This is a genomic window from Polaromonas sp. (assembly GCF_018780625.1).
Classification (GTDB): Bacteria; Pseudomonadota; Gammaproteobacteria; order Burkholderiales; family Burkholderiaceae_C; genus Polaromonas.
In genome coordinates this window covers 1-11,125 of the sequence record NZ_JADMJK010000148.1, presented here as the reverse complement: position 1 = coordinate 11,125, position 11,125 = coordinate 1, and the positions used below count along the sequence as shown (strand labels likewise).

9 protein-coding genes are annotated in these 11,125 nt (G+C 62.4%); 4 read left to right on the top strand and 5 right to left on the bottom strand.

The genetic code is table 11. From position 1 onward, the window contains the following. The 4 genes from IV091_RS12530 to IV091_RS12515 all read left to right on the top strand — a co-directional run. A partial coding sequence (locus IV091_RS12530; RefSeq protein WP_293469199.1) for an FAD-binding protein occupies window positions 1-374 on the top strand: 374 nt, incomplete at its 5' end. A gap of 93 nt (window positions 375-467) precedes the next feature. Further along, window positions 468-2,258: an acyl-CoA dehydrogenase gene (locus IV091_RS12525; protein ID WP_293469197.1), complete on the top strand. Its 1,791-nt coding sequence runs from the start codon at window positions 468-470 to the stop codon at window positions 2,256-2,258. Window positions 2,259-2,351: 93 nt separating this feature from the next. Beyond that, window positions 2,352-3,305, top strand: a complete 954-nt coding sequence (locus IV091_RS12520; protein ID WP_293469195.1) for a nitronate monooxygenase family protein — start codon at window positions 2,352-2,354, stop codon at window positions 3,303-3,305. Window positions 3,306-3,337: 32 nt separating this feature from the next. Continuing rightward, on the top strand, window positions 3,338-4,435 hold the full coding sequence (locus tag IV091_RS12515) for an acyltransferase (protein ID WP_293469193.1): 1,098 nt from the start codon (window positions 3,338-3,340) through the stop codon (window positions 4,433-4,435). A 110-nt stretch (window positions 4,436-4,545) separates the two neighbouring features. Here the strand turns inward: IV091_RS12515 and IV091_RS12510 are convergent, their stop codons facing one another. From IV091_RS12510 to IV091_RS12490, 5 genes are all read right to left on the bottom strand, one after another. After that, entirely contained in the window at window positions 4,546-6,255 is a 1,710-nt protein-coding gene (locus IV091_RS12510) for a phosphoethanolamine--lipid A transferase (RefSeq protein WP_293469191.1), read from the bottom strand. A gap of 62 nt (window positions 6,256-6,317) precedes the next feature. Beyond that, on the bottom strand, window positions 6,318-7,175 hold the full coding sequence (gene fghA / locus IV091_RS12505) for an S-formylglutathione hydrolase (protein ID WP_293469189.1): 858 nt from the start codon (window positions 7,173-7,175) through the stop codon (window positions 6,318-6,320). 8 nt (window positions 7,176-7,183) lie between these two features. Next, window positions 7,184-8,290, bottom strand: a complete 1,107-nt coding sequence (locus tag IV091_RS12500; RefSeq protein ID WP_293469188.1) for an S-(hydroxymethyl)glutathione dehydrogenase/class III alcohol dehydrogenase — start codon at window positions 8,288-8,290, stop codon at window positions 7,184-7,186. 205 nt (window positions 8,291-8,495) lie between these two features. Then, the gene (gene dnaJ, locus IV091_RS12495; protein ID WP_293469186.1) at window positions 8,496-9,635 is read right to left on the bottom strand and encodes a molecular chaperone DnaJ; all 1,140 of its coding nucleotides are present in this window, start codon (window positions 9,633-9,635) and stop codon (window positions 8,496-8,498) included. A gap of 192 nt (window positions 9,636-9,827) precedes the next feature. Further along, window positions 9,828-11,125: Hsp70 family protein (locus IV091_RS12490; RefSeq protein ID WP_293469185.1), on the bottom strand; the 1,298-nt coding region annotated here is incomplete at its 5' end.

The following is an 11,125-nucleotide window of genomic DNA, read 5'->3' as shown; positions in this document are numbered from 1 at the left end:
ACCGGCCCGAGCTGACCGCCGCCAAGATCATCGTCTCCGGGGGCCGGGCGCTGGGCTCAAACGAGAAATTCCATGAGGTTCTGGAGCCGCTGGCCGACAAGCTGGGCGCGGCCCTGGGCGCTTCCCGCGCTGCGGTGGATGCGGGCTACGCGCCCAACGACTGGCAGGTGGGTCAGACCGGCAAGATCGTGGCGCCCCAGCTCTACGTCGCCGTGGGAATTTCGGGTGCGATCCAGCATCTGGCCGGCATGAAGGACTCCAAGGTCATCGTCGCAATCAACAAAGACCCGGAAGCCCCGATTTTCAGCGTCGCTGACTATGGGCTGGAGGCGGATTTGTTCGTGGCGGTGCCGGAACTGGTTGCCGCGCTGTAAGGCGCTGCAACCCCGGGGCGTCTTGGCAGACGCCCTTTTTTTATCTGAACGGCCTGTCAAGACGGGCGCTCATGGATTCAAGCGGAGAGAAAAATGACTTACAAAGCCCCCCTCAATGACATGCTGTTCGACATCAGGCATCTGGCCCATATCGAGCAGATCGCGCAAATTCCGGGTTTTGAAGATGCCGGTTTTGACACGGCGCAGGCCGTGCTGCAAGAGTGCGCGAAGTTTACCGAGGGCGTTCTGGCGCCGCTGAACTGGGAAGGCGACAAGAACCCTTCAAGCTGGAAAGACGGCGTGGTGACGACCACCCCTGGCTTCAAGGAAGCCTTTCGGCAGTATGCCGAGGGCGGCTGGCAGGGCCTGCAGCACCCCGCAGACTATGGCGGCCAGGGCCTGCCCAAGACCATCGGCGCGGCCTGCGGTGAAATGCTGAACTCGGCCAACATGAGCTTTGCCCTGTGCCCGATGCTGACCGACGGCACCATCGAGGCTCTGATCACAGCCGGCTCCGATGCGCTGAAGGCGGTCTACCTTGAAAAGCTGGTCAGCGGCCAGTGGACCGGCACCATGAACCTGACCGAGCCGCAGGCGGGCTCCGACCTGGCGGCTGTGCGCAGCCGCGCCGAACCGCAAGAGGGCGGCAACTACAAGGTGTTTGGCACCAAGATTTTCATCACCTACGGTGAGCACGACATGGCCGAAAACATCGTCCACCTGGTGCTGGCCCGCGTGACCGGCGCGCCTGAAGGCGTCAAGGGCATTTCGCTGTTCGTCGTGCCAAAATTCATGGTCAATGCCGACGGCACGCTGGGCGCGCGCAACGACGTGCACTGCGTCAGCATCGAGCACAAGCTGGGCATCAAGGCTTCGCCGACCGCCGTGCTGCAATTTGGTGACCACGGCGGCGCGGTTGGCTACCTCGTCGGCGAAGAAAATCGCGGCCTCGAATACATGTTCATCATGATGAATGCGGCGCGCTACGCTGTCGGCGTGCAGGGCATTGCGATTGCCGAGCGTGCTTACCAAAAGGCCGTGACCTTTGCCAGGGATCGCGTGCAAAGCCGCCCGGTCGATGGTTCCGTCAAGGCCAGCGTCTCCATCATTCACCACCCCGATGTCAAGCGCATGCTGATGACCATGCGCGCCTACACCGAAGGCTGCCGCGCCATGGCCACCGTGGCCGCTGCCGCCTACGATGCGGTGCATCACCACCCCGATGCCGAGGTGCGCAAGCAGAACCTGGCGTTCTATGAATTCATGGTGCCGCTGGTCAAGGGCTACAGCACCGAGATGAGCCAGGAAGTCACCTCGCTGGGCGTTCAGGTCCATGGCGGCATGGGCTTTATTGAAGAAACCGGCGCGGCGCAGTACTACCGCGATGCCAAAATCCTGACGATTTATGAAGGCACCACCGCCATCCAGGCCAACGACCTGGTCGGCCGCAAGACCGCCCGCGACGGCGGCCAGACCGCCAAAGGCATTGCCGCGCAGATTCAGGCGACGGAAGCTGCGCTGATCAACAACGGCAGTGCCGACGCCGTGGCCGTGGCCAAGCGCCTGAAGGCCGCGCGCGAAGCGTTTGTCGAGGTGGTCGAGTTTGTCGCCGCCAACACCAAGGCCAACCCGAATGCGGTGTTTGCTGGCAGCGTGCCTTACCTCATGCTGGCTGGCAACGTGGTGGCCGGCTGGCAGATGGCGCGCGCGCTGCTCATTGCCCAGGAAGAACTGGCCCAGGGCACGGATGCCGCCTTCATGCAGGCCAAGATCACCACCGCCCGTTTTTATGCCGACCATTTGCTGACCAAGGCGCCCGGCATGCGCGACAGCATCGTGGAAGGCGCGGATAGCATCAATGCGCTGGTGCTCGACGCCTTTTGAGTATTTTGCTATTTAAGTAATAGCTAGAAGCCAAGGTGGGAACTTGGCTACAGGTATTTTTTGTATAAATTTTTTGACGATCACGGAGCCACCATGTCCAGACTTTCCGGTGCACTGAAACACCTTCCGCTGCCCATCATTGGATCGCCGCTGTTCATCATCAGCAACCCCAAGCTCGTGATCGAGCAATGCAAGGCCGGCGTGGTCGGCGCCATGCCCGCGCTCAATGCCCGGCCCGCCGCCATGCTCGAAGACTGGCTGGCCGAGATCACCGAAACGCTGGCCGCCTACAACCTGGCCAACCCCGGCCAGCCCGCCGCGCCGTTTGCCATCAACCAGATCGTGCACAAGTCCAATGACCGGCTGGAGCACGACATGGCGCTGTGCGTCAGGTTCAAGGTGCCGATCTACATCACCAGCCTGGGCGCGCGCGAAGACATCAACGCCGCAGCGCACAGCTATGGCGGCGTGGTGCTGCACGACGTCATCAATAACAGGCACGCGCACAAGGCGATTGAAAAGGGCGCCGATGGCCTGATCGCCGTGGCCTGCGGTGCCGGTGGACACGCCGGTGTCAAAAGCCCGTTTGCGCTGATCCAGGAAATTCGCCAGTGGTTTGACGGCCCGCTGGCATTGTCCGGCTCCATCGCGAGCGGCGGCGCGGTGCTGGCAGCCCAGGCCATGGGGGCCGACTTTGCCTACATCGGCTCGGCCTTCATTGCCACCGAAGAGGCGCGCGCCTCCGACGCCTACAAGCAGGCGATCGTCGACAGCAATTCCGATGACATCGTCTACAGCAACCTGTTTACCGGCGTGCATGGCAACTACCTGGCGCCGTCGATACGCGCGGCCGGCATGGACCCTGACCACCTTCCCGAGAGCGACCCGAGCAAGATGAACTTTGGCGGCGACAAGTCCAAGGCCTGGAAAGACATCTGGGGTTGCGGCCAGGGCATTGGCGCGGTCAGCCAGGTGCAAAGCACAGCCGCTTTTGTGGCCCAGCTCAAGCGTGAGTACCAGCAAGCGCGCCAGCGGCTGGCGCTTTGATATTGCCGTAGTCGTTTACCGGAAACCCACGCATGAGACCACCCGACCAGCGCCTGACCGGCATTGACGCGCTCAAGGGCATTGCCTGCGTCGTGATTGTCTGGCACCACCTGGCTTTCTACGGCCCGATGTCGGACGTGATTTACCCCCGGGCGCCTGGCCTGACTGACTGGCTGTATGACTATGGGCGCATGGCGGTCCAGGTGTTCCTGGTCGTCAGCGGCTTTCTGGCGGCCAGCGCGCTGGCGCCAGGCGGCGTCGCGACCTTCGGGCAACCCGCGCGGCTGGTGTTCAGGCGCTACCTGCGGCTGGTGCGTCCTTTCCTGGTCGCGCTGGCCGTGACGGTGGCGGTGGCCTGGTGGGTGCGCCCCTGGTTTGACCATCCTTCTGTTCCGGACGCGCCGACCCTGCTGCAACTACTGGCCCATGGGCTGCTGCTGCAGGATGTCCTGGGGCTGGACGCCTTGTCTGCGGGCGTCTGGTATGTGGCCATTGATTTGCAGCTGTTCGCCATGACGGTGCTGGCCCTGGGCCTGGCGCGTGCGCTTGCGCGCCGCTTGCCGGGCGTGTCTGCCCTGCGGTGGGGCACCGGATTGTTGCTGCTGCTGGCAGCGTCGTCCCTGCTGTTTTTTAACCGGCAGGACCATTTTGACGACACCGGGCTGTATTTTTTTGGCTCCTATGCCCTGGGATTGCTGGCTTTCTGGGCATCGACTGCAGTGAACAAGGCCAGCACCCGCACGGCCGGCTTGTGCTTGCTGGCCATGGCGGTGTTGGGCGGTGCGGCGCTGGCGCTCGATTTCAGGGGCCGGCTTGCCCTGGCGCTGGTGGTTGCGTTCGGGCTGGTGGTGCTTCAGCTGCGCGCAATGCCCCGGCGCTGGCTGCAGTCGCGCTGGCTGACACGGCTCGGGCAGATGTCATATTGCGTGTTTCTCATTCACTTTTCGGTGTGCCTGCTGGTCAATGCGGTGGTCAGCCATTTCTGGCCAACGCAGGTCCTGGCCAATGCCCTGGGCTTGCTGGCGGCTTTTTTGTTGTCCCTGCTGGCGGGTGCTGCGTTGTTCCGGGCGGTTGAATACCGCGCTGCACCTGCGCGCCGTGTGCCCGGGGCCGGCTCCGTCATCCTGTGAATGGACCGATTATTTTGATGGAAATGATCGCTAGCCCAATAAATACGTGATTGAGTAGCTATTGAATAAGTAGCGGTTCAGGCGCCCTGGGGCTGATCAATCCGCGCGCCCTACGGTTTGGCGCAGCGGGCGTAAATGTCCAGGGCGGGCTGGTATACGCTGGTTTGAACGTTCATCAGGCCCAGCACCGAGTGAAAATAGTTGTCGTGGCTGATGGGAGCGTCCAGCTGCTGCTGCAGGCACGCCGTGGTGACCTGGCTGCGCTGCTCGAATGCGGGCGAAAGCCAGGTAATCCAGGGCACGCGCTTTTGCACGTCGGGCGCCACGCCGTAAGGCATGCCGTGCAGGTAGAGGTTGTTTTCGCCCAGCGACTCGCCGTGGTCCGCCAGGTAGAGCATGGCCGGTGCGCTGCGCGCTTCTTGCGCCTTGAGCCAGCCAATGGCCGAGGCCAGCAGGTGGTCGGTGTAGACGATGCTGTTGTCGTAGGCGTTGACCAGCGCCTCACGCTCGCAGCTTTGCAGGGAGTTGCTGGTGCATTCGGGCAAAAACTTCTTGAACGCGGGCGGTGAACGCTTGTAGTAGGCCGGTCCGTGGCCGCCCATCTGGTGCATCACCAGCACCACGCCTTTGGCACGGCGCTCGGCGGGCAGGGCGGCGATGCGCTCGTCCAGACCGTGCAGCATTACTTCGTCCATGCACTCGCCGCCGTCGCACAGGCCAGGGACTTTCAGCTGCAGGGTAGACACGTTCGGAACCCGGTCGCAAACGCCCTTGCAACCGGCCTGGTTGTCCAGCCAGAGTACGGCCAGGCCGGCATGCTGCAGCACATCGAGCAGGCCTTCGTAATTGGCCGTGCGCGATTCAAAGCCCGCACGCCCGAAATTGGAAAACATGCAGGGCACCGAGGCTGCCGTGCTGGTGCCGCATGACCAGGCGTTGCGCTGGCTGGCTATGTTTTCCTGCGCCAGTTGGGGCGTGGTGGGGCGGGTATAGCCATTGATCGCAAAGTTGCCGCTGCGCGCGGTTTCGCCCAGCACCAGCAGCAGCAAAGGCGGTTTGGTCTGGCCGGCATAGCGGGCGCCCGGCACGGCGTCCTGTCCCAAGGGCAGTACGGTGGATTCGTCACGCTGAAAGGGCTTGGCTGCCACCGCGCCCAAGGCGTAAAAGGAGTTGAGCGGATTGATCAGGTAGCGCACCTGGGTGTGGTTGCGCATCACCGAGGCCAGGCTTTGAAAGAAAACCAGCGCCACCACCACCAGCAGTGCGCCGCTGGCCAGCAGCGTCAGTCCATTGAAAAGCGCTTGCCGCGCCATGCCCGTGCGCCTGACTTGTTGCCGCCACAGAAAAAAGCTTGGCAACACCGCCAGCACCATCACCGTGCCTGCCAGGGTCCAGTTCAGCAGATCGCGTGTTTCACGCACATCGGTCTGCAGGGTGTTGACCATCATGTTCGGGTCTATCACCACGCCGTAGGCCATCATGAAATAGGCGCCGAACGCCGCCGACACCAGAAACAGCGTGACCACCGGCTTAAGCGTCCAGCGCCAAGCCAGCAGGCTGAGCAGCCCGGCCGTGGCCAGCGCAATCACCAGCGCCAGCGCCACGCTGATGGTCGCCGCCTGGCCGGTGCTCAGGCCCGGCAGGTTGGCCAGCGCGCGCCACAGTGCCACGTTGCAGACGGTGGCAATCCAGAGGCTGGCCAGCACCACGATCCAGAGCTGGCGTACACCGGCGGCCGGGTTGTCCGAAACGCCGGGAGAGGGCAAGACACGGTCGGGCGCGACAGGTAGAGCGGCAGGTGAGGGCGAATGCAGGGGCATGGGCGAAAATTATATTTGCCGCGGCTTATGACAGTCTTAAGCGACTGACAGCGCCGCGCTGCTCAAGCCGACAACTGGCGGGCGTGGTGAGCCAGGTGATCGGCCATGAAGGTGGCGATGAAGTAGTAGCCGTGGTCGTAGCCCGCGTGCCGGCGCAGCGTCAGCGGCTGGCCGGACGAGGCACAGGCCGCTTCAAACAGTTCGGGATGCAGCTGGTCGGCCAGGAATTTGTCGGTCAGGCCCTGGTCAATCAAAATGCCGCCGGGAAAGGGTGCAGCCGGCAGCGCAGTCATCAAGGCCGTGGCGTCGTGCGCCAGCCAGCTGGCTTCGTCGGCGCCCAGGTAGCCGGTGAAGGCTTTGCGGCCCCACGGGCACTGGCTGGGCGCGCAAATCGGCGCAAAGGCCGACACCGACTTGAACAGCGCCGGGTGCCGAAGTGCCAGCGTCAGCGCGCCATGGCCGCCCATGGAGTGACCAGAAATGCCGATGCGCCCGGCGTCAATCGGCTGGGTGCTGGCCAGCAGCGGCAGCAATTCGGCCGTGATGTAGCGCTCCATGCGCCAGTGGCGCGACCATGGCGCTTGCGTGGCGTCCAGGTAAAACCCGGCGCCCGTGCCGAAATCCCAGCTGTCGGCTTCACCCGGCAGGTTCGCGCCGCGCGGGCTGGTGTCGGGCGCAATCAGGGCCAGGCCCAGCTCGGCGGCCAGGCGCTGGGCGCCCGCCTTGGCCATGAAGGTTTCCTCGTTGCAGGTCAGGCCGGCCAGGTACAGCAGCGCCGGCACCGGGCCATGCACTGCCTGCGGCGGCAGAAACACCGAGAACTTCATCGGCAGGCCGATTTCATGCGCGTCGTGCTGGTAAAAAAGCTGGCGACCGCCAAAGCAGGCGTGTTCGCTGATCAGCTGGGGGTGTGTGCTCATGGCGCTGCTTAAAACAGGACTACGCCGCGAATTGACTCGCCGCGCTTCATCAAATCGAAGCCCTTGTTGATGTCTTCCAGCGGCATGGTGTGCGTGATCAGGTCGTCGATGTTGATCTTGCCGTCCATGTACCAGTCGACAATTTTCGGTACATCGGTGCGGCCGCGCGCGCCGCCAAAGGCCGAGCCTTCCCATTTGCGGCCCGTCACCAGCTGGAAGGGCCGGGTGCTGATTTCGGCGCCGGCTTCGGCCACGCCGATGATGATGCTGCGGCCCCAGCCCTTGTGCGTGCATTCGAGCGCCTGGCGCATGACCTGGGTGTTGCCAATGCATTCAAAGCTGTAGTCGGCGCCGCCGTCGGTGATCTGCACGATGGCATCGACCACGTTTTCGACATTCTTTGGGTTGATGAAATGCGTCATGCCGAACTTGCGGGCCATGGCCTCGCGTTCGGGGTTCAAGTCAACGCCGATGATCTTGTCGGCGCCCACCATCTTGGCGCCCTGGATCACATTCAGGCCAATGCCGCCCAGGCCAAACACCACCACATTGGCGCCCGCTTCGACCTTGGCGGTGAAAATGACCGCGCCAATGCCGGTGGTCACGCCGCAGCCGATGTAGCACACCTTGTCAAACGGCGCATCCTTGCGGATCTTGGCCAGCGAGATTTCGGGCGCAACGGTGTAGTTGCTGAAGGTGCTGGTCCCCATGTAATGAAAGATCGGCTTGCCATCCAGGCTGAAGCGGCTGGTGGCGTCGGGCATCAGGCCCTTGCCCTGCGTGCCGCGAATCAGCTGGCACAAATTGGTCTTGCGCGACAGGCAGAACTTGCACTGCCGGCATTCGGGCGTGTAGAGCGGAATGACGTGGTCGCCTTTTTGCAGCGTGGTCACGCCGGGGCCAACATCGACCACGATGCCCGCGCCTTCGTGGCCCAGGATGGCGGGGAAAATGCCTTCGGGGTCGGCACCCGACAGCGTGTAGTAGTCGGTGTGGCAAATCCCGGTGGCCTTGATCTCGACCAGCACTTCGCCAAATTTTGGCCCTTCCAGGTCGACGGTTTCAATCGTGAGGGGCTCGCCTGACTTCCAGGCAACGGCAGCTTTTGTTTTCATGGGGTGTATTGGGTTGGTGGTTTCTGCGCAGGGTCCGCAACCATCATCGCGGGGCAAAGAGGCACTATAAGCCAGACCCTTCGGAGTCGTTCATGGGCGGGGTCATTTCCATGGATTCAGTGGCAAAAAAGGCGCCATCAAAAATGCCGGAACAGGTCCGGCATTGGAGGGTAGGGCGGCAGGCCAGGTTCGGTCCGCCGCGCGTTCAGGCCGTGAAGAAGTTCTTCAGCTTGTCAGCCCAGCCTTCTTCGCTGGGGGAGTGCTTGGCGCCCCCTTTTTTGATGGACTCGTCCAGCTCCTTGAGCAGCTTGCGCTGGTGTTCCGTCAGTTTCACGGGTGTTTCCACCGTGATGTGGCAGTACAGGTCGCCGGGGTAGCTTGAGCGCACGCCCTTGATGCCTTTGCCGCGCAGACGGAACTGCTTGCCCGCTTGCGTGCCTTCGGGGATGTCAATCGCCGCCTTGCCGGCCAGTGTCGGCACCTCAATTTCACCGCCCAGTGCGGCCGTGGTGAAGCTGATGGGCATGGGACAGTGCAGGTCGTCGCCGTCCCGCTCAAAGATGTCGTGCTTCTTGATGCGGATTTCGATGTACAGATCGCCGGGCGGGCCGCCGTTGGTGCCTGGCTCGCCGTTGCCAGTCGAGCGGATGCGCATGCCGTCGTCAATACCTGCCGGTATTTTGACTTCCAGCGTCTTGTTGATCTTGGTCTTGCCCACGCCGTGGCAGCTGATGCACGGCTCGGGAATCAGCTTGCCCGTGCCCTTGCACTGCGGACAGGTTTGCTGCACGCTGAAAAAGCCCTGGCGCATTTGCACCACGCCGTGGCCGTGGCAGGTGGTGCAGGTGACCACCTTGGTGCCGGGTTTGGCGCCGCTGCCGTGGCAGCTGTTGCAGTCGTCCCAGCTGGGCACGCGGATCTGCGCTTCCTTGCCGTGCGCTGCTTCCTCGAGCGTGATTTCCATCGCGTAGCTCAGGTCGCCGCCACGGAAAACCTGACGGCCGCCGCGTTGCTGGCCGCCGCGCTGGCCGTTGAACACGTCGCCGAAAATGTCACCAAACGCCTCGGCGAATCCGCCAAAACCTTCCGTGCCCGGGCCGCCGCGCATGTTGGGGTCCACGCCTGCGTGGCCGTACTGGTCGTAGGCGGCGCGTTTGTTTTCGTCCGAAAGCATCTCGTAGGCCTCTTTGGCCTCCTTGAATTTTTCTTCGGCCGCCTTGGAACCGTCACCCTGGTTGCGGTCAGGGTGGTGCTTCATCGCATGCTTGCGATACGCCTTCTTGATGTCTTCATCGCTGGCGTTTTTGGGGACTCCCAGCGTGTCGTAATAGTCTTTTTTGGACATGGCAGGTCAGTTAGGGTGACTTGGGTTGTGGGGGGCTTGTGCGTTGGGAAAACAGGGCGATACCGCCAAAATTGCGCGCTGCACGAAGGCCTGTAAAACGAAAAAATAAAATGCAAAAGCGGAAATCCAGGACGCTCCTGGTTTCCGCCTTGCTGTCTGTAGTTCACGCCTCAGTCAAGGCGACTGCCAAGGTCAGCCTTTTTTGACTTCCTTGACTTCAGCGTCCACCACATTGTCGTCGGCGGCTGGCTTGGCCTGCGCCTGCTCGGCGCCTGCTGCGGCACCGGCGCCTGCTTCGGCTTGCGACGCCTGCATGTCGGCGTACATCTTCTCGCCGAGCTTCTGGCTCGCTTCCATCAGGGCTGCATTCTTTGATTCAATGGCAGCTTTGTCTTCGCCCTTGAGGGCTTCTTCCATGTCCTTGATGGCGGTCTCGATTTTTTCCTTCTCGCCCGCTTCCAGCTTGTCGCCGTACTCACCCAGCGATTTTTTCACGCTGTGGACCATGGCTTCTGCGCTGTTCTTGGCCTGCACGAATTCGACTTTCTTCTTGTCTTCTTCGGCATTCAGTTCGGCGTCTTTCACCATCTGCTGGATTTCGGCTTCCGACAGGCCTGAGTTGGCCTTGATGGTGATCTTGTTTTCCTTGCCGGTGCCTTTGTCCTTGGCGCCTACGTGCAGGATGCCGTTGGCGTCGATGTCAAAAGACACTTCAATCTGCGGCGTGCCGCGTGCTGATGGCGGAATGCCTTCGAGGTTGAACTCGCCCAGCGCCTTGTTGCCCGAAGCAATCTCGCGCTCGCCCTGGAACACCTTGATCGTCACGGCCGGCTGGTTGTCTTCAGCGGTCGAGAAGGTCTGGGCAAACTTGGTCGGGATGGTCGTGTTCTTCTTGATCATCTTGGTCATGACGCCGCCCATGGTTTCAATACCCAGGGACAACGGTGTCACGTCCAGCAGCAGCACGTCGGTGCGGTCGCCCGACAGCACCTGGCCTTGAATCGCAGCGCCCACGGCCACGGCTTCATCAGGGTTCACGTCCTTGCGGGGCTCCTTGCCAAAGAATTCCTTGACCTTTTCCTGCACCTTGGGCATGCGGGTCATGCCGCCGACCAGGATCACGTCATGGATGTCGCCCACGCTGATGCCCGCGTCCTTGACCGCCACGCGGCAAGGGGCAATCGTGCGCTCGATGAGTTCGTCGACCAGGCTTTCCAGCTTGGCGCGGGTCATCTTGATGCTCAGGTGCTTGGGGCCTGACGCGTCTGCGGTGATGTAAGGCAGGTTGATGTCGGTCTGCGCGCTGTTGGACAGCTCGATCTTGGCTTTTTCAGCGGCTTCTTTCAGTCGCTGCAGGGCCAGCACGTCGTTCTTGAGGTTGACGCCCGATTCCTTCTTGAACTCGTCGATGATGAAATCGATGATGCGCTGGTCAAAGTCTTCGCCGCCCAGGAAGGTGTCGCCGTTGGTGGACAGCACTTCGAACTGCT

Excerpts from the sequence above, each read along its gene's own strand:
- IV091_RS12525 (WP_293469197.1), top strand. The coding sequence starts at position 468 with ATGACTTACAAAGCCCCCCTCAATGACATGCTGTTCGACATCAGGCAT.
- IV091_RS12520 (WP_293469195.1), top strand. The coding sequence starts at position 2,352 with ATGTCCAGACTTTCCGGTGCACTGAAACACCTTCCGCTGCCCATCATT.
- IV091_RS12515 (WP_293469193.1), top strand. The coding sequence starts at position 3,338 with ATGAGACCACCCGACCAGCGCCTGACCGGCATTGACGCGCTCAAGGGC.
- IV091_RS12510 (WP_293469191.1), bottom strand. The coding sequence starts at position 6,255 with ATGCCCCTGCATTCGCCCTCACCTGCCGCTCTACCTGTCGCGCCCGAC.
- fghA (WP_293469189.1), bottom strand. The coding sequence starts at position 7,175 with ATGAGCACACACCCCCAGCTGATCAGCGAACACGCCTGCTTTGGCGGT.
- IV091_RS12500 (WP_293469188.1), bottom strand. The coding sequence starts at position 8,290 with ATGAAAACAAAAGCTGCCGTTGCCTGGAAGTCAGGCGAGCCCCTCACG.
- dnaJ (WP_293469186.1), bottom strand. The coding sequence starts at position 9,635 with ATGTCCAAAAAAGACTATTACGACACGCTGGGAGTCCCCAAAAACGCC.